This window comes from Nocardia vaccinii NBRC 15922 (genome assembly GCF_001613305.1).
Classification (GTDB): domain Bacteria; phylum Actinomycetota; class Actinomycetes; order Mycobacteriales; family Mycobacteriaceae; genus Nocardia; species Nocardia vaccinii.
Map to the genome: position 1 here is coordinate 483195 of NZ_BDCC01000009.1, position 24627 is coordinate 507821.

General features: G+C 67.9%; 19 protein-coding genes. 7 read left to right on the top strand and 12 right to left on the bottom strand.

Translation table 11 applies throughout. The features are described from left to right. Positions 1-98 precede the first annotated feature (98 nt). Positions 99-875, top strand: a complete 777-nt coding sequence (locus tag NV1_RS06690) for a metallophosphoesterase (RefSeq protein ID WP_067886496.1) — start codon at positions 99-101, stop codon at positions 873-875. 104 nt (positions 876-979) lie between these two features. On the opposite strand, the gene NV1_RS06695 is transcribed toward NV1_RS06690, so the two are convergent. After that, positions 980-2041 carry an AraC family transcriptional regulator gene (locus NV1_RS06695; RefSeq protein WP_067886498.1) on the bottom strand — a complete coding sequence of 354 codons (1062 nt, stop codon included), beginning with the start codon at positions 2039-2041 and terminating at the stop codon, positions 980-982. A gap of 86 nt (positions 2042-2127) precedes the next feature. On the opposite strand from NV1_RS06695, the gene NV1_RS06700 reads away from it, so the two are divergent. From NV1_RS06700 to NV1_RS06715, 4 genes are all read left to right on the top strand, one after another. Further along, positions 2128-3591: a flavin-containing monooxygenase gene (locus NV1_RS06700; RefSeq protein WP_067886500.1), complete on the top strand. Its 1464-nt coding sequence runs from the start codon at positions 2128-2130 to the stop codon at positions 3589-3591. A gap of 490 nt (positions 3592-4081) precedes the next feature. Further along, positions 4082-6211: a DUF2232 domain-containing protein gene (locus NV1_RS06705; protein ID WP_218026924.1), complete on the top strand. Its 2130-nt coding sequence runs from the start codon at positions 4082-4084 to the stop codon at positions 6209-6211. A 49-nt stretch (positions 6212-6260) separates the two neighbouring features. Continuing rightward, positions 6261-6998: an energy-coupling factor transporter transmembrane component T family protein gene (locus NV1_RS06710; protein WP_067886503.1), complete on the top strand. Its 738-nt coding sequence runs from the start codon at positions 6261-6263 to the stop codon at positions 6996-6998. Between the two features lie 268 nt (positions 6999-7266). Next, positions 7267-7917 (top strand): DUF8020 domain-containing protein, encoded by a 651-nt coding sequence (locus NV1_RS06715; protein ID WP_245713584.1) that lies wholly within the window; start codon positions 7267-7269, stop codon positions 7915-7917. 9 nt (positions 7918-7926) lie between these two features. On the opposite strand, the gene NV1_RS06720 is transcribed toward NV1_RS06715, so the two are convergent. Then, positions 7927-9171: a lipase family protein gene (locus NV1_RS06720; RefSeq protein WP_067886507.1), complete on the bottom strand. Its 1245-nt coding sequence runs from the start codon at positions 9169-9171 to the stop codon at positions 7927-7929. A 195-nt stretch (positions 9172-9366) separates the two neighbouring features. Between NV1_RS06720 and NV1_RS06725 the strand changes: the two genes are divergently transcribed. Then, positions 9367-10011 carry a cysteine hydrolase family protein gene (locus NV1_RS06725; RefSeq protein ID WP_067886786.1) on the top strand — a complete coding sequence of 215 codons (645 nt, stop codon included), beginning with the start codon at positions 9367-9369 and terminating at the stop codon, positions 10009-10011. On the opposite strand, the gene NV1_RS06730 is transcribed toward NV1_RS06725, so the two are convergent. The 4 genes from NV1_RS06730 to NV1_RS06745 all read right to left on the bottom strand — a co-directional run bounded on the left by NV1_RS06730 (position 10012) and on the right by NV1_RS06745 (position 14701). Then, positions 10012-12270, bottom strand: a complete 2259-nt coding sequence (locus tag NV1_RS06730) for an ATP-dependent DNA ligase (protein ID WP_067886508.1) — start codon at positions 12268-12270, stop codon at positions 10012-10014. A 122-nt stretch (positions 12271-12392) separates the two neighbouring features. After that, positions 12393-12782 (bottom strand): antitoxin, encoded by a 390-nt coding sequence (locus NV1_RS46585; RefSeq protein WP_067886510.1) that lies wholly within the window; start codon positions 12780-12782, stop codon positions 12393-12395. Positions 12783-12818: 36 nt separating this feature from the next. Next, positions 12819-13976, bottom strand: a complete 1158-nt coding sequence (locus tag NV1_RS06740; protein ID WP_373864587.1) for an MBL fold metallo-hydrolase — start codon at positions 13974-13976, stop codon at positions 12819-12821. Next, entirely contained in the window at positions 13976-14701 is a 726-nt protein-coding gene (locus NV1_RS06745) for an enoyl-CoA hydratase (RefSeq protein WP_067886513.1), read from the bottom strand. The genes NV1_RS06740 and NV1_RS06745 overlap by 1 nt, the downstream gene beginning before the upstream one ends. 122 nt (positions 14702-14823) lie before the next feature. On the opposite strand from NV1_RS06745, the gene NV1_RS44460 reads away from it, so the two are divergent. Then, on the top strand, positions 14824-16173 hold the full coding sequence (locus tag NV1_RS44460) for an NAD(P)-binding domain-containing protein (RefSeq protein ID WP_084525167.1): 1350 nt from the start codon (positions 14824-14826) through the stop codon (positions 16171-16173). 18 nt (positions 16174-16191) lie between these two features. On the opposite strand, the gene NV1_RS06760 is transcribed toward NV1_RS44460, so the two are convergent. The 6 genes from NV1_RS06760 to NV1_RS06785 all read right to left on the bottom strand — a co-directional run bounded on the left by NV1_RS06760 (position 16192) and on the right by NV1_RS06785 (position 24571). Continuing rightward, on the bottom strand, positions 16192-17049 hold the full coding sequence (locus NV1_RS06760) for an aldo/keto reductase (protein WP_067886515.1): 858 nt from the start codon (positions 17047-17049) through the stop codon (positions 16192-16194). Positions 17050-17121: 72 nt separating this feature from the next. Next, positions 17122-18654, bottom strand: coding sequence for an acetyl-coenzyme A carboxylase carboxyl transferase subunits beta/alpha (locus tag NV1_RS06765; protein WP_067886518.1), 1533 nt, complete (start codon positions 18652-18654; stop codon positions 17122-17124). 444 nt (positions 18655-19098) lie between these two features. Then, positions 19099-19701: a GTP-binding protein gene (locus tag NV1_RS06770; protein ID WP_174435003.1), complete on the bottom strand. Its 603-nt coding sequence runs from the start codon at positions 19699-19701 to the stop codon at positions 19099-19101. Continuing rightward, positions 19682-20056 (bottom strand): DUF742 domain-containing protein, encoded by a 375-nt coding sequence (locus NV1_RS06775; protein WP_040818858.1) that lies wholly within the window; start codon positions 20054-20056, stop codon positions 19682-19684. Before NV1_RS06775 ends, NV1_RS06770 begins: the two co-directional genes overlap by 20 nt. 7 nt (positions 20057-20063) lie before the next feature. Further along, a complete protein-coding gene (locus tag NV1_RS06780) occupies positions 20064-20477 on the bottom strand; it encodes a roadblock/LC7 domain-containing protein (RefSeq protein WP_011207200.1) in 414 nt (137 codons plus the stop codon). Continuing rightward, positions 20474-24571, bottom strand: a complete 4098-nt coding sequence (locus tag NV1_RS06785; RefSeq protein ID WP_084525168.1) for a sensor histidine kinase — start codon at positions 24569-24571, stop codon at positions 20474-20476. Before NV1_RS06785 ends, NV1_RS06780 begins: the two co-directional genes overlap by 4 nt. Positions 24572-24627: the final 56 nt, after the last annotated feature.

The following is a 24627-nucleotide window of genomic DNA, read 5'->3' on the forward strand; positions in this document are numbered from 1 at the left end:
TCATGAAGACGCGACGGCAACCCGCAATCCAGCCTGATCAGGTGCTGTCCAGGCACGCTCGGGCGCAACGGCGCGATCTCACGAGAAGGCACCCGCCGATGATTTTGTTGGCTCAGCTCAGCGATACACATTTCGATCTGAAGACCAGAAACGCCGAAAGAGTCGAACGGGTGCTGGCCTATCTGGCCGCACTGCCACGGCAACCCGATGCGATCCTGCTCACCGGCGACATCGCCGACGCGGGCAAGCCCGAAGAGTACGAACAGGCGCTGGCCACCCTGCGGTCGACCACGATCCCACTGTGGGTGCTGCCCGGAAATCACGACGACCGTGCGGCACTGCGCCGGATACTGCTCGGCGAAGCGGACTCGGCCGAGCCAATGGATCGGGCGATACGCTTGGACGGTCTGACAGTGGCGCTGCTCGATTCCACCGTGCCCGGCATCGCGGGCGGCGAACTCGACGACGACACCTTCGCCTGGCTCACCGATCTGCTGCGCGCCACCCCGCCCGGCGATGCGGTGCTGATCGCGCTGCATCATCCGACGATGCCGATGTACAGCACGGTCGTGGACCCCATCCGCTTGGCCAATCCGCAGTGGTTGGAGCAGATCGTCGCCGCGGATCACCGTATCCTCGGCGTTCTCACCGGCCATATGCACACCATGGGCACCACACTGTTCGGTGGTAAACCGCTCGTCGTCGCCCCGAGCGTCGCCTCGACCATCGGCGGCGCCTGGGAGGTGGCCGCACCCGGCGATGTCCCTATCGATTACGCTCCCGACCCGGCGCTCCTGTTTCATGTCATCGATGAGGGCCGCCTCACGACCCTCCTGCGCCCGGTACCCATGGGCGGCCGGATAGCCGCCGTATAGCGAATCACTCCAGGTCGATAACCCCGTCCGCGCGAACGAGCCGTATACACGCACCGCTCCCGCCCGCCAACGAGCCATCCAGCTACGAAGCACACCGAAACCGGCTACTTGCGCACCCGTTCGCGGCGGTAGGAGGCCGGAGTGGTCCCGGTCCAGCGTTTGAAGGCGTAGATGAAGGTGGAGGCCTCGGCGTAGCCGAGGCGGATGGCGACATCACTGACCGACAGCGGTGTCGCGGTGAGCATTTCCTCGGCCAGGGTCCGGCGGACCTCGTCCAGAAGGGAGCGGTAGCTGGTCCCGACGGCATCCAGATGGCGGCGCAGGGTGCGGGTGCTCATATTGAGATCGCGGGCGACCGCGTCGATGCCCAGGGGTGCTGCGTAGCCGTCGACGCCTCCGCGCGGCACCAGACGTTCGCGCACCTCGGCGGCGATGCCGGTGCGAGCGCGTCGGCGATGCACCAACTCCCGGCACTGGGCCAGACACATCGCCCAGGTGTACTCGTTGGCCTGTGGCAGTGGCTGTTCCAGTACCGCGGGATCGAGTGCGAACAGATTCTGCGGCTGCCCGAAACGCGGTCGCACACCGATGATCTCGGCGAGGCGGTCGGCGTATTCCGGCTCCGGATAATCGAATTCGGCGCGCAACAGCGTCAGCGGACGGCCCAGCAGATCGCTCATCACCTGGTGCATGGCCAGCACGTCGCGTTCCACCAGGAAGCGCCGCACATCCGGGGGGACCAGTTCATCGTGGATGTCGGCAATGAATTGCCCCGGCTCCCAACGGGTTACCGGCAGGCAGAAGGTGAAGCTCAATTCCAGGTAACGCAGCGCGAACGCGATCGTCTCGCCAAGGGTCGGACTGCTGACGCACGCGAAGCCGAAGATGCCGAAGGTGGTGATGTGATAGCGACGCCCCACCTCCACGCCGAGCGCCGGACGCTCGACGCCGAGCGCGCGCACCAGATTGCGGATGACCGCCAATTCGGTCCGCGCATCGATCTGCGCGTCCGGATCGGCGAGGGTGCGCTCGGTCAGGGCGGTGCCGCGCAGCATGACCTCGGCGGACACTCCGTATTCGCGGGCGTAGCCGACCATGAGAGCCACGCTCGCCATTCCTCGCGGGAAATCCCAATTGCGAATCGCGGGATGCTGCTCCGTTGCCATACTCCGATTATGGCCGAATATCTCGATCACCAGCGCCCCTGCTCTTTAGAGTGGAGGCTACACCCGCAACTGTGAGGAGCGCCACAATGTCAGCAAGGAGACCGTCGGTCATCATCATCGGCGCAGGATTCGGCGGCCTCGGCATGGCGATGGAGCTGCGGCGCAACGGTTTCGAGGATTTCACCATCCTGGAGCGGGCCGCCGAACCGGGCGGAGTATGGCGGGAGAACACCTATCCGGGCGCGGCCTGCGATGTGCCCTCACCGCTGTACTCGTACTCGTACGCACCCAAACCGGACTGGCCGCACCGCTATTCGGGCGCGGCCGACATCCTGGACTACCTGCGGAACTTCGCCGCCGACAACGGCCTGCTCGAGCACATCCGATTCGGCGCGGACGTCACCGAGGCCGCCTTCGACGGATCCACCGGAACCTGGAGCGTGCACACCGCCGACGGCGCGGAATACACCGCTGACGTGCTGATCTCCGCGGTCGGTCAACTCTCGCGGCCGCAACTGCCCGCCATCCCGGGCCGCGAAACCTTCCGGGGACCGTCCTTCCATTCCGCGCAGTGGGATCACACGGTCGACCTGACCGGTAAACGCGTGGCCGTGATCGGCACGGGCGCGAGCGCCATCCAATTCATCCCGGCGATCCAGCCGCGAGTGGCCCAGTTGACGGTCTTCCAGCGCACCGCGGCATGGGTGGTGAGCCGCTCCGACCGGGAGTATCGGCCGATCCATCACGCGCTGTTCCGCCACGTGCCGGGTTTGCGTTTGGCACAACGACTCTGGGTGTGGTGCTTCCTGGAGTTCTTCGCCCTGGGACTGGCCGATCTGCCACTGCTGCGCCGGCTGGCCGCATACCTGTGCCGCCGCACCCTGCGGCGCGAGGTCGCCGATCCGGCCCTGCGCGCCAAGCTCACCCCGGACTATCCGGTGCTGTGCAAACGGGTGCTGTTCTCCAACGACTACTACCCCGCACTCGTCCAGCCCAACGTCGATGTGGTCACCACCGCGATCACCGATATCGTCCCCGAGGGGGTGCGCACGGCCGACGGCGTCGAGCACCCTGCCGACGTGATCGTCTACGGCACCGGTTTCAAGGGGAGCGAATTCCTCTGGCCCATGCGGATTCTCGGCCGCGACGGCCTGGACCTGGCCGATGCCTGGGCCGAGGGCGCCAGCGCCTACCTGGGTATGACGGTCCCGGGCTTCCCGAATATGTTCCTGCTGTACGGTCCCAACACCAATCTGGGCGTCGGCTCGATCGTGTACATGATCGAATGTCAGTCCCGCTACATCCGCCAGGCGCTGACCCACCTGACCGCGCACCCCGGCCACACCCTCGAGGTCACCTCGCGGGCCGCCCGCGATTTCGACGCCGATGTCCAACGCCGACTCCTTCGCACGCCTTGGTCCAGCTGTTCGAGCTGGTATCGCAACGCATCGGGCCGCATCACCAACAACTGGCCCGGCACGGTCACCGCCTATCGCCTCCGCACCCGAACCCTGCACCCCACCGACTACACCCTCACCCGCACTCCCTGACCCCTCCCGTTCGGAGCCGATCGCCGCGGGCCCTGTTTCGGCAGCGGCCCCCGATTCGGGGCGCAACCACAAGACCGACCATCGGCTCGACCACGATCCACCCGTCCTGGCACAACCACTCGACAACCCGCACCACATGCCGAAACAGCCCATCGCGAAGCAGTTCGAAATGGCCCGAGGTCTGCGCGTCATCCGGACCGGCCGTGCGCGCGACCACGCCTCGAGCAGCCATGCCATCCACGGCGGACGACGTTCCCCGGCGCGAACTCACTGCACCGGGAGCGGATCACCGGTGCTGCCGGTACGCATACTTTCCTCGCCGAGTTGTCGCGTCCAGCCGAGCGACCCGCCGCGGAACGGCCCGGGCACAGTCCAGTGGAACGTCCCGAACGCTCATCCCCAGTCGTCCACAGGCGCACCCGGCTCCCCGCACAGGTTTCCTGCCGCTCGCGCTCCGACACCGCTCAGGCGCGCCTGGCAGACTTGATCCGTGACCGCTCTTTCCACAGGCAGCGAACGGCCCCGGGTGGGGCAAGGGCCGTTGCGCCCGATCGAATTGGCCACCGGGGCGGTCCTGGCCGGCGTCACGGTCGGTTTGGTGACGGTCGGCACGGTCCTTCCGATCGCCACCGCGCTGATGCTGATCGCGGCGGTGCCGATGGGTCTGCTCGCACATCGGCACCGGTTGCGCGCGCTGTTCACCGCGGGTGTGGCGGCGACCCTGGTCACCTTCGTGGTGGCGGGCACGTTACCCGCGTTCACCACGGTGGCGATGGCGACCATCGGCGGGATCGTCGGCATCGTCAAACGTCGCGGCGGCGGTTTGCCCGCGGTCCTCGGCCTTTCGATCCTGGCCGGGCTGGCCTACTCGCTGTTCTCGGTCGGGATGCTGCTGGTGTTCACCGCCGCGCGGCACCTGATGTTCGAGACCATTCGCAACCTGTCCAAGGGCGTGCAGCGCCTCGCCGAACAACAGCCCCAGCTCGCACCGCTCGGCCGCGCGCTCGGATCGATCACCGACGAGGTTCTGCGCTGGTGGTGGATCTATATCGGCGGCAGCATTCTCGTCGGCCTGGTGGCTTCCGCGGTGTTCTCCTGGTTCGCGCTGGGTTCGGTTCTGGACAGACTGACCTGGCTGCCCGGCCGAGATCTGCTGGACGCCCCGCCCGACGACCGTCCCATCGCGCCGCTGCCGGTCACCCTGCACGAGGCGTCGTTCCGCTATCCGGGAGCGCGCACCGACGCGCTCACCGCGGTCTCGCTCACCGTGGACGTCGGGGAGTTCGTGGCCGTCGTCGGACACAACGGTTCGGGTAAATCCACCCTGACCAGACTGCTGGCCGGACAGCCGCCCACCTCGGGCGCCGTCGAACGTCCCGGCTCGGCGGGGCTGGGCCGGCTCGGCGGGACCGCGCTGGTGCTGCAGCGGCCCGAGAGCCAGACCCTGGGCGTGCAGGTCGCCGACGACGTGGTGTGGGGCCTTTCGCCGGAACTGGCCGAACAGGTCGATGTGCAGTCGCTGCTGGCCGAGGTCGGGCTCGGCGGGATGGGTAAGTCCGAGACCGCGACGCTCTCCGGCGGTCAGCAGCAGCGTCTGGCCGTGGCCGCGGCGCTGGCCCGCAGACCGGCATTGCTGATCGCGGACGAGGCCACCTCGATGATCGATCCCGAGGGCCGCCGCGATCTGGTCGCCCTGCTGGCCGAACTGCCCCGGCGGCATGGGATGGCGGTCGTCCTGGTCACCCATCACGAGGCCGATGCCGCGGCGGCGGACCGCGTGGTACATCTGTCCGCCGGACGGCAGGTGGATCGGCTGCCTGCGTGGCCGCGGCCCGCCCGCGACGAACGCCGCCGCCCGATGGGCGAGCCGATCCTGGAACTGCGCGATGTCCGCCACACCTACAATCGCGGAACTCCCTGGGCCGCAACAGCTCTGCATGGTGTCGACCTCACCGTGCGACGGGGCGAGGCACTACTGATCGTGGGCGGGAACGGATCGGGCAAGTCCACCCTGGCCTGGATCATGGCCGGACTGGTCGAACCGAGCCACGGCCGTTGCGAACTGCACGAAAGCGTCGGCACCCACCGAGTCTCGACCCGGATCGGCACGGTGGCGCTGGCCTTCCAACATTCCCGGCTGCAACTGCAGCGGCAGACCGTGGCCGCCGAGATCGAGGACTGGGGCGGCAGCGGCACCGGCTCGGCCGCGGTCGGCCGGGCGCTGGACGCGGTCGGCCTGGATCGCGCACTGGCCTCACGCTCGATCGAGGAGCTCTCCGGCGGTCAGGCCAAACGCGTGGTGCTCGCGGCGATCGTGGCCAGCCATCCGCAGGTGGTGGTGCTCGACGAACCACTGGCCGGACTCGATCCGCAGGGCCGCGCCGAGGTAGTGGAACTTCTTGCCCGACTGCGTGATTCGGGCCTGACGCTGATCGTCATCTCGCACGACGTGGAGGATATGGCGGGCGTCTGCGACCGGACCGTGCACCTGCGTCACGGTCTGATCCCCGAAACCGCGGTGCAGCCGAGGACCGAACCCGTCGAGGCTCCCGGACTCGCGGCGCGCAGCCTGAGCAGGCTGACTCCGAAGCGGCCCGGCGCGACCGGAGGTAACCGATGAGAACCGTTCCCACACAACGCATTCCGTCCGACGTTCCGGGGGTCCCGCGATGACCATGGTGCTGCTGCGCGAGGTTCCGGTCCAGAGTCCGGTGCACCGGCTGTGGGCCGGCACGAAGATGATCGCGGTCTTCCTGATCAGCCTGATCGTCCTGTTCGAGCCGTCCTGGCCGGTGCTCGGTCTGGTGGTGGTTTTCCTGATCACCGTCGGCGCGGTGGCGCACCTGCCGCCGGGCACGCTGCCGCGACTGCCCTGGCAGTTCTGGGCACTGCTGAGCATCGGAGCCTTCATCTCCCTCCCGGCCGGCTGGGCGGCGGTACTGCACTACGCACAGACCATGACGTTCGGGCTGCTGCTGGTGATCTCCTCTTTCCTGATCGCGTGGACCACGCCGATGGGCGAGATCGCCCCCGCACTCGCGAAACTCGGTGCGCCGCTACGCCTGCTGCGCATACCGGTGGACGAGTGGGCCGTGGTGGTGGCGCTGACGTTGCGCGGGCTTCCGCTGCTGCTCGACGAGATGCGCATCCTTCGAGCAGCACGCAAACTCCGCCCGAACGACGGGTTGCTGCAACGCGCCACCGATAACGCGATGATGGACATCCTGACCGCCGCCATGGCGGTGTCCACGCGCCGCGCGGGCGAACTCGGCGAGGCGATCACCGCGCGCGGCGGCACCGGACAGCTCACCGCGTATCCGAGCACACCGGGACGCCGCGATGCGATCGCACTGATTGTGGTGATCGCGATATGCGTTGCGGCAGTGGCGATCAACCTCGCGCTGTAGAAAACCATCCGGACCGATCGGTAGGAATCCTCCGTTTCGCGTGAATCACAGAGGGCCGCAACCTACCCGGAGTCTTTTTCGCACCCCGGAATCATCCAATCCTGGCCGAAATCCTTGGTGTTACCCAAAATTCGCGGGCTGTATTCCGGAAAGTCTCTAGGATTGCGCGAGCGTGCAGCAGTTACCATCTCGCTACACAGACCCCCGCGCAACTCCATCGAGCAGCGGGAGTCCGTTCCTGCGCACGCTCGAGTTTCCGACGACCCTGATGAAGATTGGAACAGGAATGCTCCTGCGCAAGTTCATCGCTACCGTCGTACCGGTGGCCATCGCCCTCGGCCTCGGGGCCGGTATCGTGCACGCCGACCCCGCCATGCCCGTGGTGCATTACACCACCGAACTGGTGGGCAACACGGTGCGGACAACACTCACCGGCGGCTCGTTCCGCCCGGCCGCCGACCGACGAACCGTCGACATCCGCGACACCGACGGCAACACCGTCCTCACGCTGCCGCTGTCGGTCCGGCAGAACGGCACGGAATATCCGCTGCCACACCGGATCAGCGCCGATTCGCACGAATTGGACCTGACCGCGGTGAAGGATGTGACCGCGGCCCGCCCGGCGCGGGCGCTTCCGGTCGCCTCGGTGACGGAGAATCAGCGTGCGCTGGAAGCATTCTCGACCCAGTTCGGCATTGCCACCGCGATCGGCGGTTTCATCGGCACCGCCCTGGGCGCGCTGATCGGGCTGACCGGCATCGTCAGCGGCCCCGGTGTGGTGGCGAGCGTACTGGCCGGAGCCGCGCTCGGCGGCATCGTCGGCACCATCGCCGTCGGCGGTCCCGCTCTGGTCGTCGCAGGTCTCGACCTGGTCAACACCCTCGGCGCCGCGCCCGGCACCACCAAGTGGAATCAGTGATCACCGAGTTCAGCGAATGGTGCAGCCCGGCGTGACGGGCCGCCCGGCGAAGCGGTCGGCGAGGAAATTCATACCGCCCAATGCCTCCCCGACCGCCGCGCCGTTGTGTGTGGGGAACGGTGAATGGATCGCGGTGAGGGTCGCGCCCGTCGCGCAGTACCGCTCGACCAGGGAGTCGAACCCGGCCACGGGAATCACGTCGTCGGAGTTGCTGTGATACGTGTACAACGGGGCGTCCGGAGGGTTGCCGCCCAGTTCGTTCGCTGCGGCGACACTCCGAAATTCCTTGCTGGCCAATAGTTCAGGGGCGGCCGAAAAATCATCGACATGTGCGTTGACGTAGCGCGGCACCAGCTCGGATCCGCAGGCGGTGGCGTTCGCGGCCAGCAGCCCCCGCCCACGATCGTTGAGCATGCCCGGCAGGCCGGATTCCGGGTGATTGCGGGCGAGCGCCATGACGATCAGCAACGCCAGCCCGGCCTGTATCCCGCCGTCCACGCGCCGGGCGATCGCGGGGATGCCGGCCGGAACACCGCCGGTGCTGATACCCGCGAACCGCACCTGCGGCGCATAACTCGCGCGCAGCTGCGCAGCCCACAGCGTGGCGAACGCGCCACCCGAATATCCCCATGCCCCAACGGGACTCGTCGCACGAAGCCCGCCGGGAGCGAAGTTCAGCGCCGCACGCACGCCGTCCAGGACCGCCCGGCCCGCACCCGGCCCGTCCATGAAGCGCGAGTACGGGCCCTCGTAATCGCTGATCACCAACCCCCAGCCGCGCAACAGTGCGGCGGTCATGAACGGCACGTCCAGCAGTGTGTTCACCACCCCCGGATCGTGCCCGCCGGAAAGCGCGTACGACGGTGCGCACCGGGTGCCGAGGCTGTCTTCGGGCACCTGATAACTCAGCAGTGGCCGCGGGCCCCTGTCCCACGACGTGGTCGGCACCACCACCGTGGCCACGTCCAGCATCGGGCGGTTCACCGAATCCGTTGTGCGATACCGCAATTGCCAGGCAGAGACCGGAAGGGGCAGGCCGAACACGCCGATCGGGCGGATACCGAGCACCGCGCCGGCGGGATGCGCGGCCAGATCCGCGGGCGCGCTGTAGAACGGGTCGACGTCCGGAGCGAGCACCTCGCCGCGGGCCACCTGCGCCGACAGCAGGCCCAGCACCAAGGCGATCGCCACGGTCAGGACCACGCCCGCCCGTCGACGCGAAGCGTGTGCACCCGCGAGCCAGCCGAATCCCATCCGTAACCTCCCACGTCGCCACCCGAGGGGCCGCGGGCACCGACCACCCCGACCGCACCTCACCACCGAAAGTGCACGCTATCGGTCCCGAATACCCAGGTCAACGATGCCCGCGGCCGGTCGGGCAAGCTTTCCCGCGACACGCCGAGGCCCGGTACTGTGGGTCCAAAATGCATGCGACAGAAGGAGAGTTCGGTGCGACACGGCAATGGGCTCGATATCCCGGACGGACTCGCCGACGTCTGCAGCCCACACCGGATGGCGCTGATCGTCTACGACATGCAGGTGGGCGTGCTGTCCCAGCTCGAGCATGCCGATGCGATCGTCGCGCGGGTGGTGCGCGTGGTGCAGGCCGCGCGGCAGGGTGGATATCCGATCGTCTTCCTGCGGCACATGTTCCTGCCACCCCGTCTGAGCGGCGTGTTCGCCCTGCGCATGGCGATGTCGTGGCAGGGCGTCGATTCGGTCGAGGACCTGCAACCGATTCTGCTGCGCGACACGCCGGGCTTCGAACTGGTGCCCGAATTGCGTCCGGGGCCGGACGAGATCGTCTTCGACAAGACAACCATGTCCGCATTCGAGGGGACGCCGCTGACCGCGACGCTGCGCGACCTCGGCATCGTCTCCTATGCCATCGCCGGCGTCGCATTGGAGATCGGGATCGCGCCGACCGTCACGCACTCCACCGATCTGGGGTTCGTCCCGGTTGTCATCGGCGATGCCTGCGGCGGCCGGGACGAAGCGGCCATGGGCCGGGCGATGGACGATTTCGCCTTCCAGGGCAACGCGATCGTCACCGATGTGGACACCATCGTCCCGCTGCTGGCCGGGAATGCCTGATCAGGTATCGGATCCGAGCCAGTCCGGGTGCCAGAGGCGGCCGGATTCGGTCCAGTTCATATAGCGCACGGTGCCAGTGAGTTTCGGAGTCACCCAGACGGCATCCTGGCGTTCGGCGGGAGTCGGATCGTTGTCGAACGGGCTGGTCTTGCGTTGCAGGCGGTGCATCCGGGCGGCCAGATCCGCCATTTCCCGCTCGCCGAATCCGGTGCCGACCCGGCCGGCGTAGATCAGCGCGCCCTCGTGCCGCACACCGACCAGCAGAGAGGCGAACGGCCGCGCGGCACTTCGGCGCCAGCCGCCGATGACCACCTGCTGAGTGCGCCAGTTGCGGGTCTTGACCCAGGACTTTCCGCGGTGTCCCGGCAGATAGACCGAGTCCAGCCGTTTCGCGACGACGCCCTCCAGTCCGTGCTCGCGGCTGTAGTCCAATGCCTGTGCGCCAGGACCGTCCAGCGGAGGCGGTACCCGCAGCCCGGGCGAGCGGGCGGCCAGCGCCTCGAGCACCCAGCGACGATCCGAAAAGCGTTTGCGGACAAGTGATGTGCCGTCCAGATACAGCACGTCGAAGGCGACGAATTCGGCGCGTACCGAATCCGCCTGCAACAGGGCAAGGTTCGAGATGCCGTCGGCATCGAAGACGACCGCCTCCCCGTCGAGTACCACGCGATGCTCGGCGAGTTCCTCGCCGAGCGCGGCCAGACGTGGATACCGTTCCGTCACGACGTTTCCGGCCCGGCTCCGGGCGGTGACCACGCCGTCCTCGATTTCGACGATCAATCGGAAGCCGTCCCATTTGGTCTCGAAAGCCCAGTCTCTCGCGTCCAGGGTGGCCACGTCGCCGGGAGTGGCCAGCATCGGGCTCAGATCGTGCGGCATCTGCGCGACATGACGTTGGCCGTCATTCGACAGCTGCTGCGCAGCAGCAGATTTCGACTTCATCAGATGCATGAGCCACTGATCGCCCCTGGTCCGGATCAGTGCGTAGCGACCGTCCAGGCGGGTGCCGCGCAAATGCACGATCACCTCGTCCTCGCGCCACTTCTCGGTCTCGTAGGTGCCAGAATCCCAGATCGTCATCTCGCCCGCGCCGTACTGCCCGCTGGGGATCGAACCGTGAAAGTCGAGGTACTCCAACGGATGATCCTCGGTCCGCACGGCGAGCCGATTCTGCGTGGCGGAGGTCGGCGGCCCCTTCGGCACCGCCCAGGACGCGAGGACCCCCTCACGCTCGAGCCGCACGTCCCAATGCAGGCGCCGGGCATGATGTTCCTGTACGACGAAGCGATCACCCGAACCCGGCGTAGGTGGTTGCACCGGAACGGGTTCCGGGGTCCGGTCGGGATCACGCATCGAGCGATAGGTGCGCAGCGGGTCGGGCGTGTCGGCTCGGTGCGATGAGTCCAACCCCGCCAGCAGATCACCGTGTTCGCACCACCGAATCAGCACCTCCTCGAACGTCAAGTGCCGCAAGCTGCCCCGGTCTTCGATCTCCTCCCAGGCGCGCGGCGCGGCGACCATGGGCGAAGTGCGCCCGCGCAGCGAGTAGGGAGCGATGGTGGTCTTGGACGGATTGTTCTGACTCCAATCCAGGAAGACCTTGCCGGGCCGGGCCGCCTTGGCCATCGTCGCGGTCACCAGATCCGGATACAACTTCTCCAGGCCCACCGCGAGCTGCTTGGCGACCGTGGAGGCCCCGGCGGCATCGAGCATGTGCGCCAGCGGGACGTAGACGTGAATTCCCTTACTTCCGCTGGTCACGGCATAGGCATCCAGTCCGACATCGCGGACTGTATCGCGAATCCGCATCGCGACCAGCGCGCACTCGGCCAGCCCGGCCCCGGGGCCGGGATCCAGATCGAAGACCAGCCGAGTGATCGGACCCCGCCGCTCGTCGTCGAAAATCCATTGCGGCACATGAATTTCCAGCGCGGCCTGCTGGCCGAGCCAGGCCAGCCCGGCGACCGAGTCGATCACGGGATACACCACCCGGCGGTTCGAATGCTGCTGCGCCCGGCGGTCCAGCCACCTCGGCGCGTGCTCGGCAAGATTCTTCTCGAAGAAAGCGGGTTCGGCCACGCCGTTGGGCCAGCGTTTGCGGGTCACCGGCCGGTCGGCGATATGCGGAAGCAGCGCGGGCGCGATCGCGGTGAAATAGTCGATGACCTGGCCTTTGGTGGTTCCGGTCGACGGATACAGCACCTTGTCGAGGTTGCTCAGCTCAACCTCGATACCCCCGAAATTCCGGCGGGTGGCCATGGTCGAAGTTTACGGGCCGATAACTGCTGATCGGTTTCGCACACACGGGTCCGCAGACGGACGGGCGGTGCGGACCACCAACACAGCACAGCACATCCCGTCCGACGACAGACGACCGGAAATCAGCCCTTGCCGGGCTCTGGCTCGGTATCGCTCGGCGGCGCGGCCTCGGGCACCGATTCGGTATCCGGAGCCGCCTCCGCCTCCGGCTCGGCCGGCGGCGCAGGCTCGGCGACCACCTCCGCCGGCGGCTTCACAGCGGGTGCGGCTTCGGCCTGGGGCGCAGGCGCGGCTTCCGCGGCGGCCCCGGATTCGGCCGATCCGGGCTGCTCCGGAATGGCGTTCTTCAACGCCGCGGCGCCCTTGCCGATTTGATCGGAGTACTTACCGTGGGTCTTCTCATCGATGAACCCGCCGGCCTTGTCCACGGCCGCTTGAATCTTGTCGGCGTTCTCGGCGGCAACCTCCTTCCCCTTGCCGACCAAGCCCTTGAGTGTATCCATCAGACTCATCCGTCCCGCTCCTTCACCCATCGGATTTATCGCTGGTCAGCCCACATCTTCCCACCAGCGAACCTGCGGTGATAGCGCATTGGCATCGATACGTTGACCCGGCAACGGAACCGATACCGGCGTTCCGGCCGCGCGGGCCGAGGCGACCAGCCGCCGCACCGGCTCCGACCAGCCATGGAATGCCAGATTGAAAGTTGCCCAGTGAATCGGGACGATCAGGCCGTGACCGGAATTTCCACGGCACACGTCGGCGTGTGCGCGCACCGCCTCCTCCGGATTCATGTGCACATCGGGCCAGTGCACGTCGTAGGCGCCGATCGGCAACAGCGTCAGATCGAACGGGCCCAGGCTTTCGCCGATCTCCGCGAATGCCTTGGTGTACCCGGTATCTCCGCCGAAAAAGGCGCGCCGGGTGGGTCCGGCGATCGTCCACGAGGCCCACAGCGTGGTATTGCGTACCAGCCCGCGACCGGAGAAGTGCCGGGCCTCGGTACACGTGATCACGAGTTCGCCCGGCTGCCCGCCGCCGACCGGTTCGGACAGGGAAAATGAAGCGTTCCAATCCAATTCGATTATGCGATCCTCGGGAACGGCCCACATGCGCAGATGCGCGCCGATGCCGATCGGCACCACGAAGGGCGCATCCTGAGCCGCGACCAGCGCGGTGACCGTATCGCGGTCCAGGTGGTCGTAGTGGTCGTGCGAGATGACGATCGCATCCACCGGCGGCAGCTCCGACAGCGGCGCCGGCACCGGATGCATGCGCGTCGGCCCCACGATCGCGGACGGCGAAACCCGTTCGCTCCACACCGGATCGGTGAGAACCCGATATCCGTCCACCTCGAGCAGCGTCGAGGCGTGCCCGTACCAGGTGACCGCCAGCTCACCCGCCTGTTCGGGCACATCCGGCGTGACCAGCGGGATCCGGCCCGGCGGGCGTCCGACACCGCGCCGAGTCAGCGCCGAGAACATCAGCGACACACCGGATCCCGGGACCATCAGAGAACTGGGCTCGGTGTTGTAGAACTGCCGGTTGCGATAGCGCGCGGACCGCGCGGCCACCGGTGCGATTGCCGACACCGAGGCGCCCATCGTCGCGGGCATCTCCCAGACCGCCCGCGCGACCCAGCTCAGTCCGACCGCGCCGGCCATGCCCAGGGCGGTTCGGCGCACGATCGTGGTCAAGGTGCTCATCAGCGCCCCTCGAATTTCGCCGGACGCTTCTCCTGCCGAGCCAACCGCGCCTCCTGCGCGTCGGCGCTGCTCCAGGCGGCCTCGAGCGCCGCACGCTGGGCCGATGACTGCGGATCGCGGGTGCCGTCGTCGTTGAGCACCAGCTTCAGGTGACGCAGCGACAGCGGGGCCAGTTCCGCGATCGACTTCGCCCACCCCTGTGCGTCGGCCAATGTGCCGATCCGATTCGCGAAGCCGAAAGTGTACGCGTCGGAAGCCGATACGGTGTCCAGGCCCAGCAGGATGCTGCGCGCGGGGCCGCCGCCGATGATCGAGGCCAACCGACGCACTGTCCAACGGTCCACGGAGACACCGATTTTCGCGGCCGGAATACCGATGTAGGCGTCGGGCGCCATCACCCGAAGATCGGCGGCCAGCGACAATTGCACGCCGCCGCCGAGCGCTGGGCCGTTCAGCGCGGCGATGACCGGCACCGGGACGGATTCGATGGTGGACAGCATGTCCATCAGGGCGTCGAGGAAGGTCTGCGAGTACACCCCGTTGAGATCGGCGCCGGCACTGAAGACCGTGCCCTGGCCGGTCAGCACGATGACCCGGGCATCCTTGGCGGCGGTGACCACGGCCTCTCGCAGCCGCCCGACCAATTCCTCGTTGAGCGCGTTGCGGCGCTCCGGACGCTGTAATTCGATGGTGACGACGTCACCATCGCGACTCACTGCGAGCAAGGGGCCTCCCCGGTTCGTACGGTAGTGGACTGGACGCGTCGTCTCGCCTCGGACAACCTTCACTGTATGCGGCGGGCGGTTGCCCGGCCGCACCCGACGCACTTCGCGGTACTGTGGCGGCCGTGACCGCAGCCGATGTCGACATCCTGGTGATCGGCGCCGGACAGGCCGGACTGTCCGCCGGATATCACCTCCGACGCCTCGGATTGCGTCCCGAACAGGACTTTCTCATCGTCGATCACGCACCGGGCCCCGGCGGAGCCTGGCAGTTCCGGTGGCCCTCGCTCACCCTCACCACCGTGAACGGCGTACACGACCTCCCAGGAATGGCCTTTGCCGAGGTGCTGCGGCCCGGTTCCGAACACGCCGAGGCCGCCACCGCCGTCCCCGAGTACTACGCCCGCTACGAACAGCGCTTCGGCCTGCGGGTGCACCGCCCCACCACCGTCCGCGTGGTGTGCGACCGCGCCACCCCCACCACCTGCCCCGCCGAATCCGTCGACGGCCTCCTGCACGCCGAGACCGTTCCGGGCGCATCCGGCGAGACGATATCCCCTTCCGCCGGGAAAGCCGACCGGGCACGTCGGACCTCAGCCGAGACGACCGGCGGATCCCGCAGCGCCACACCGTCTCTCGGTGGATCGCCCGAGACGGATCGCACCTGGGCGGCCGAAGCGTCTCGCGCGGCCGAGGCGCGGACGGCCGCGAGTTCCGGTTCAGCGATCGAAACAGCCGGTGCGGCAATGACTTCCGAAACCCCCGTAGCTACGCTGCGGCTACGTGGGCTGATCAATGCGACGGGAACGTGGGACAAGCCGTTCATTCCCTACTATCCGGGCGCGGAAACGTTCGGCGGACGGCAATTACATGCCCACGACTACCGGACCGCGGAGCAGTTCACCGGCCGGCACGTGGTGGTCGTCGGCGCCGGAATCTCGGCGGTGCAGTTGCTCGACGAGATATCGCAGGTGACCACGACGACCTGGACGTCGCGGACCGAACCGCGTTGGCGCACCGACGAATTCACCCGCGAGGCCGGTCGGCGCGCGGTGGCGATGGTCGAGGATCGGGTGCGGCGCGGGTTACCGCCCCGCTCGGTGGTATCGGTGACCGGACTACCGGTCGACGACCGGATTCGCGCCGCACGCGCGCGCGGCGCGATGGAATGGCATCCGATGTTCACCCGGATCGAACCCGGCGGCGTGCGCTGGGCGGACGGCTCCTTCCAGCCCGCCGACGTGATCCTGTGGGCCACCGGATTCCGCAGCGCGCTCGATCATCTCGCGCCGCTGCGGCTGCGCGGGCCGGGCGGCGGCATCACGATGACCGGACGCCTGGCTACCCAGGTCGCCGCCGACCCGCGCATCCACCTGCTCGGCTACGGCCCGTCGGCAAGTACCATCGGCGCGAATCGCGCGGGCCGCGCCGCCGCGGTGGAACTCACGGAATACCTCGACCTGCGCCGGCCATAGCGGACGGCCCGCGCGTGATCAGGCCTCCAGGCCGACGCTGAAGTCGTCCGGGTCCGGGCCGAGGCGAGAACCGGTGTCCAGCGCGGAGATGAGCTGCATCTGCTCGAAGCTCAGCTCGAAGGAGAACACGTCGAAATTCTCCGCGATCCGGGACGGCGTCACGGATTTGGGAATCACCACATTGCCCAGCTGCAGATGCCAGCGGATGATCACCTGCGCGGGGGTGCGGCCGACCTCCGCGGCGATCGAGGCGATCGTCGGATCCTTCAGTTCCGAGCCCTGCCCGAGCGGGGCCCACGCCTCGGTCGAGATGCCGTGTTCGGCGTGGAAGGCGCGCAGCTCCGGCTGTGCCAGGCTGGGGTGCAGCTCGACCTGATTCAGTACCGGAATCTCCCCGGTTTCGCCGATGAGTCGCTCCAAATGCTCGCGAGTGAAATTGGACACACCGATCGATCCGACCCGACCCTGCGACTTGATCTCCTGCATCGCCCGGAACGCATCTACGTACCGATCGGCGGCGGGCACCGGCCAGTGGATGAGGTACAGATCCAGATAATCCATGTCCAGCTCGGCCATCGTGGTGTCGAAGGCGCGCAGCGTGGAGTCGTAGCCCTGCTCGGAATTCCACAGCTTGCTGGTGACGTAGACCTCGTCCCGGTCCAGACCGGATTTGCGCACCGCCTCGCCCACGCCGGCTTCGTTGGCGTATACAGCCGCGGTGTCGATACTGCGGTATCCGGCCTCGAGCGCAGTCGTAACCGCCGAGGCCGCCTCCTCCGGCGGAACCTGGAAGACACCGAAGCCCAGCCTCGGTATCACGGACCCGTCGTTCAGGACGATCGAGGGGACGGCACTGGTCTCGCTGCGATAGGTCACAATCCGACGGTAGAAGCGGTTCGTCCGACCGTCAACGAACCCTCCCGAGCGTGTTGGTGCGACATCGGATACTCATCGCAAACCGAGACGGCGATATCGCCGCTGCCGAGCGAGCACGAGTTCGTCCGCCGATCGGCCGCCCAACCAGGTCAGTTCCGCGGCGATCGCGCCCACCATGCGGCGGGCGAAATCGACCGGTTCGTCCGCGGCGTCCGGCTTTTCGGGCACGATGCGATCCACCACACCGTCGGCCAGCAGTTCGGATGCGCGGATGCGTTGTGCGTCGGCGAGGGCGGGCGCGTGCTCGGTATCGCGGAAAACGATGGCGCTGGCGCCCTCCGGCGGCAGCGGCGCGAGCCAGGCGTGCGTCGCGGCGAGCACCCGGTCGGCCGGGAGCAGGGCCAGCGCGCCGCCACCACTGCCCTGTCCGAGCAACACCGACACCGTGGGTGTGCCGAGAGTGATGAGATCGGCCAGGCAGCGCGCGATTTCGGGAGCGAGCCCGCGTTCCTCGGCCTCGCGCGAGAGCGCCGCACCGGTGGTGTCGATCACCAGGACCAGCGGCAGACGCAGTTCCGCGGCCAACTGCATACTGCGCCGCGCCTCCCGCAATGCGGCCGGGCCCATGGTGTTCTCACCGGTCTGTCCCGCGCGATCGTGGCCGAATACCACGCAGGATCGACCGCGCAAGCGGGCCAGGGCGAGGACGACGGTCCGATCCGATTCGCCTTGACCGGTGCCGCTCAACGGAACTCGATCCGTCACGTGGCGCAACAGTTCACGTATTCCGGGACGGCCCGGGCGGCGGGAGATCAGCACCGAATCCCAAGTCGATAGTCCTGAAGGTGAATTCGATTGTCCGGCAGCGTGTTCCACCTCATCCGTTCCGGCGAGGCGAATGTCCGGAAGTCTGCCCGACTCGTCCGAATCCGAAATATCTTGCCGCTCGGAGTTATTCACAACGTTCAACACCCGATGTGCGATCCGCCGGAACACCCGAACCGACACCACGCCGTCGATCACGCCGCTGCGATACAGATTCTCGGCGGTCTGCACGCCAGCGGGAAACTGCCGCCCGTACAGCGCCCGATACACCCTGGGCCCGAGAAAGCCGATCAACGCACCCGGCTCGGCGAATGTCATGTGCCCCAACGAACCCCAGGACGCGAACACCCCGCCCATCGTCGGATCACGCAGATACACCAGATACGGATATCCAGCCGCCTTGTGCATCGTCACGGCCGCGGCGACCTTGACCATCTGCACGAAAGCGACTGTGCCCTCCTGCATCCGGGTCCCGCCCGAGGTCGGCGAGGCCACCAGGGGCAGCCCGAGCTCGGTCGCACTCTCCACCGCCAGCACGATCCGCTCGGCCGCCGCCACCCCGATCGACCCCGCGAGAAACCCGAATTCACAAGCGATCACGGCGATCCGCCGCCCGCGCAACCGGCCCTCGCCGGTCACCACCGACTCGTCCACCCCCGACCGCTCCGCGGCCGCCCGCAAGTCCTCGCGATACTCCGGCCCCGCCGCAACCTCTACCGGCGGCCGATCCCAGCTCACGAACGAACCGGGATCGAGCAACTCCGCCAACAACTCCTGCATCTTCGGCCTCCGCTCCGGCGGCGGGCCGCAGCCCCCGAGGGGCCGCTTCTTCCCTCCGCTCCTCCGCTCCGTCAGTCCGGAATCAACCCCGGCCGCGGCCTCGAAGTTGGCGTTATTCAGGGTAAACGGAACTCGGATGATGCCCAGTGGACCTGATCGCGTTGTCCGAGATCGAGTTAAGGATATGTTCGCGCAGGCGTGGGCGGTGCGCTACACGGCGTTCGTAACACCGAGAGTTAATGGACCACAGCCCTCATCGAGTCATGGACAGTCGCACCCTTGCCCGGGATACGCGACGCATCCGACCCACTCGGATCGGATGATCGTGCGCATCCCCGGCAAGGGTGCGACTGGTGATCACCCCGTAACGCCGGAACACGCCGCGGAGTGCCGGGCGGCCCTTCTCCAGCCGACAGGGCTCGCGACCCTGTCTCGCCGGGCCGCTCAGTAACCCTGCACGACCTTGCGCAGCGCGTACTCGGTGACCGAGACCAACGCCTGCTTCACCGGCTCGCGGCGACGCGCGTCGATCGACATGATCGGCACATCCGCCGGGACCGCCAGCGCCTGCCGGATGTCCTCGGTCGGATACCTGGGCGCATCATCGAATTCGTTGATGGCGACCAGGAACGGCAGGCTCCGCGCCTCGAAATAATCGACGGCGGCGAAACTGTCCTCCAGCCGGCGGGTGTCGACCAACACCACGGCGCCGATGGCGCCGCGGATCAGGTCGTCCCACATGAACCAGAAGCGGTACTGCCCCGGTGTACCGAACAGGTAGAGCACGAGGTCGTCGGCGAGGCTGATCCTGCCGAAGTCCATCGCCACCGTTGTGGTGTTCTTGGTCGGCACGGCGGCCAGGCTGTCGACCCCGACACTGGCATTGGTCACCAATGCCTCGGTGCGCAGCGGAACGATCTCCGAAACCGCACCGACCAGGGTCGTCTTGCCCACACCGAAACCGCCCGCGACCACGATCTTCGCCGAGGTAGGTTTACTGGTGCGGGTATCGACCTGGGCCGTCGAATCAAATACGCCGGAGTCCACTAAGAACCCTTTCGATCAGCTCGCGACGTTCATCGTCGCTCGAGTCGTCCTTCAATGTCGCCGAGACTCGTACATGTCCGGCCTCGATGAGATCGGCAACGAGAACACGTGCCACCCCGATCGGGATACCCAGCCGGGCGGCCAGTTCGGCAACCGATGGCGACTCCCTGCACAACTCCACAATTGACGTCTCGATATTGGTGAGTTCGAACTGCCGCTCGAAGGCGACCGCTTGCGCTGCGACGAGCGCCTCCAACGCCAACTCGACCGTCGGCCGCGTACGGCCGGCGGTCAGTGAGTACGGGCGTACGAGGCTCGGCTCGGCGCTCCCCACGCGCTGGTTGTCTATGTCCATCCCACCATCAGGAACCCATCGTGACGCGAGGCGTCGCCTGAACCGTCTGGCCCACCCGCTCGACCAACAACGCCATTTCGTAGCCGACCTGGCCGATGTCGCACGACGTGTTGGTCAGTACGGCCAGATAGGACCCGTCGCCGACGGCCATCAGCAATAGGTAGCCGTGTTCCATCTCGACCACCGACTGCAGAACGGTGCCGCCCTCGAACAGGTTGGACACACCCACCGAGAGGCTGGCCAGCCCGGCGGTCACTGCGGATAGCTGTTCGGCACGGTCCACGGGCAACTGGGCGCTCGCGGCCATCAACAGACCGTCCGCCGAAACCAGCACGGCATGAGCGACGCCAGGAACCTCGTTGGCGAAGTTCGAAACCAGCCAGTCCAGCTGACGGTTCGTACCACCTAGATCGGGGTTCATCGGTCTCCTTTATCTCCGGTAAGGTTCATTGCCTTCATTGCGCGGCCATCCCGGACGCCCTGCTGGTGACGACTCAGACTTGACCTGATGGAATCTGGGTCACGGCTACTCGGTACCCGGTTGACCTTGCCATCGACACCACCGGGAACGAGCCGGTTACCCGGATCGCGTTGCGGCAGTCCGGATGCGGTGCGCTTCTCCGAGGGCGCTTCGACCGCCCGGCGGGCGGCCTCCCAGCCCTCGTCGCCCGGCGACTCGAAGGCGGCAGCCACCTCGGACCGATCCGAATTCGGATCCGCCAGCCAGGCCGACATCATCTCCGCGAAGATCGGGCTGTCGGCCATCGACGACTGGGTGTCCTCGGTGGGCTGCAACCGCGTCTGGAAGAACGCGGCCGTCTTCTGCGGGTTGGACTTGAAACTGTGGCGACCGCGTTCGCGGCCCTCGCCCAGGTCCTCCCCCTTGTCTGTGTTCTCGGCCGACCGATCCGCGGGCGGCAGGCTCAGGCCGGGCGTCGGCAGCGGACGCGGCGGCAGTTCGGCACCGGGCTTGCGCTGCGGCAGACCGGTTATACCCGAATCCCGCTGCGGCGTCACAGTTTCCGCCGATTCCCGCTGCGGCAATCCAGGCGGGGTCGGGCTGCGCCGCGGCAGGCCGGTTCCGGCGGAATCGCGCTGGGGCAGGCCGTTTCCGATCGAATCACGTTGTGGCAGATCGCCGGTCAGCGGGTCGTCACGCTTGGGCAGATCCCCGGTGAGAGGATCCCGCTTCGACAGACCGCCGACCGTGTTCTCCCGCTGCGGCAGGCCGGGGCTCTCGCGCTTGGGCAGACCGTTGCCGTCACGTTGCGGCAGGCCGCCACCGGTGTTCTCCCGCTGCGGCAGACCATTGCTCGCGGCATCCCGCTGCGGCAGACCACCCGGACCACGCTGAGGCAGACCGTTCGCGCCCAGCTGACGCCGCGGCAGACCGTTCGCGCCCGACTCACGTTGCGGCAGACCACCCTCGCGCGGCGGAAGACCACCGGCGGACGAATCCCGCTGCGGCAGGGCATTGCTCGCGGCATCGCGCTGCGGGAAGTCCCCGGTCAGCGGATCCCGCTTCGGCAGGCCGGTGCCCGGCGTATCACGCTGCGGCGCGGCCGGATCGCGCTGTGGCAGACCATTGCCCGCCGTATCACGCTGGGGCAGACCGTCCTTCGCGGCATCCCGCTGGGGCAGACCACCCGGACCGCGCTGCGGCAGACCGTTTCCGGCCGGATCACGTTGCGGCAGGCCGTTACCCGCGGCATCGCGCTGGGCCGGGCCATCACCACCCCGCTGCGGCAAACCGTTGGGTCCACGCTGGGGCAGGCCGTTGGCGCCGGGCTCCCGCCGCGGCAGACCACTCGGACCCGGCTGCCGGTTGGCGGCCGGACGTTCCGGCAGACTGCCGGGCCCCTGCGGTGGCGTCGGCCCGCCCGGTGCATCCGGCCCCGCCGGACCTCCGCGACGCGGCAGACCCACGGCTCCCATACCGCGCTGCGGCAGACCGCCGGGTCCGGCGGCCTCGCGCGGCGGCAGCACACCGCCCGCGCCGGGTTCACGCGGTGGCGCGCCGTTACCGCCGCGCTGACGCTGCGGCAAACCGCCGGTGCGGGGCTGGCCCGCCGCGCCGGGCTGACGCTTGAGCATATTCGCGGCCAGATTGGCCTGCGGCTGAGCGAGTCCGCTACCGGTATTCGGACGCTGCGGCAGATTCGCTCCGGGCTGCGCACCAGGCATCTGCGGACCGTTGGCGCCGGGCTCGCGCTGCGGCAGACCCGGACCGCCGTCGACGGTGCTGCGCCGCAGGGTGGGACCGTCCGCACCGGGCTGACGTTGCGGCAGTCCGCCGGGCGTAGCGCTTCCCGGCTGACGCTGCGGCAGCCCGCTCGGCGCCGCGCCGGCCGGCTGACGCTGCGGCAGGCCGCCGCTCGGGGCGGCCGTCGCGGGCGGGGTGGACCCGATCACGCCCTCGGCCGATACGCCGTCCTCGACATCCTCGGCATCGGTCGGGATCGCCCCGCTCACACCGGGATCCACGGTCACCATCATGTTGCCGCTCGGCGTGCGGGTGACCGCGCGCGTCTGCATGGTGGCGGACGGAGTGCTCGGCTGCGGCTGCACCGGAATCGGCTGCGACGGCGTGGGCACCTGCGGGGTGGCCTGCGTCGGCACGGCGAGCGTGCCGCCGACCGGCGCGACGATGATCGGCTTGGGCAGATGCACCGTGACGGTGACGCCCGGATCCCGGGCGGTGTCGAAGGTGGGCCGCAACCGCACCGTCAGACCGTGCCGCTCGGCGAGCCGGCCGACCACGAACAGACCCATGTGCCGCGCGGTGTCCGGCCCGACCTCGGCGGCCGTCTCCAAACGACGGTTGATATCGGCCATCTCGGCCGGGGGCATACCGATACCGCGGTCGGCGACCTCGACCAGCAGGCCCTGATCGTGCGCTTGCGCGAAGGTGAACTTGACGTCGGTCTCCGGCGGCGAGGCGCGCAGCGCGTTGTCCAGCAACTCGGCGAACAGGTGCGCCAGGTCGGACGCGGCGGGTTCGGTGATGGCGCCGCGCGGGGTGGCGCCCAGTTTCACGCGTTCGTAGTCCTCGACCTCGGAGATGGCCGCACGCAGCACGTCGGCGATCTCGACCGGCGCGGACTTGCCGCGGCGCTGCCGGGTACCGGCCAGAATCAGCAGGTTGTCACCGTTGCGTCGCATACGAGCGGCGAGGTGGTCCAGCCGGAAGAGGTTCTCCAGCAGACGCGGGTCCTTCTCGTCGTACTCCATCGCCTCGATGAGCGAGAGCTGATGGTCGACAAGGGATTTCGAGCGTCGGGCCAGGGTCTCGAACATATCGTTGACCTGGGTACGCATCGAGGCCTGATCCGCCGCAAGGCGCAAGGCCTGGCCGTGGATGTCGTCGACGGCGCGGGCGAGCTGGCCGACCTCCTCGTCGGTGTGCACCGGCATCGGCTCGAGCGGAACGTCCTCGGGGGATGCGCCGTCACGTAGCCGGGAGACCTCGTGACCGAGATCATGCTCGGCGACGCGCAGCGCGGCCAGACGCAGCTTGCGCAGCGGCACGATCATCGACCGCGCGATGACGACCGCGAGCAGCAGCGCCGCCATGATCGTCGCGATCACGATGATCGCGTACCGGATCGCGCCGGTGCGGGCATCGTCGGCCAGGTGGTTCGTTCGCGCGGTGATCTGACTGGTCGAGCTGTCGACGATCTTCTGGTAGTACGACAGGCTGTCCTGGAGGGACTGCTTGATGTCCGCCACCGGAATCTGGCCGACGGCGGCCTGCGGACTACCCGCCAATTCGATTCGCTTGCTGACCAGCTGAGTCAGTGCGGTGATCGTCGGATCACCGTCCGGGAAGCGGTGGGCCAGGGTGGAGAGCATCTGCCGCTCGGTGTTGGCGGCGATCTGGAAGTCGCGCAGCGCGCCCTTGGAATCGCCGCGCAGCGCCTCCGAGATGGCGGCGACCTCCGAAACCTCCACCGCACGGGTGTTCAGGGTGTCGACCAGGCGCAGCTTGGCCTGCTCCACCTGCGGGTCGGAAACCGTCGAGGTGATCTGCTCTGTCGTCCGGACGCTGTTCTGCCGAATGCTCTCTTCGTGATTGACCGCGTCGGGGACCGAGGGGGACGGCGTGTGGCCGTTGGCCCGCACCTCCTGGGCGCCCTTGATCATCTGATCGAGCGCGGCCTGCCCGCCGGGCACGCCGTCCAGGCGCGGTGCGTTCTTCTGCGCCGAGGTGATGGCGTTGTCGAGCGCCGTGAGATCGGCATCCTGCACCAGCGATTGGCCCGGGCCGATCTGCGCCATCTGCTCACTGGCCACCGTGGCCTCCGCGCCACTGAGGCCGGTCACCGCAGGAATCGCCCCGACGTGCGTCACCGCGGCATCCAGTCGACTCGAGTCGCTGAACTGCGCCGCGATCCTCGACGCGCCGAGCACCACCGCAACGAGAAGGGGGACGGCCAAGACCGCCGTAACCTTCCAACGCAGGTCCCAGTTGCTAAGCGCCCAACGCTTGTTGCCGGACCTAGCGGCGTCGCGCATCTTCACTCACTTTCCAAACTGGCCCCAGCCATGCGCCATCAGCGAGCCTCCACGAT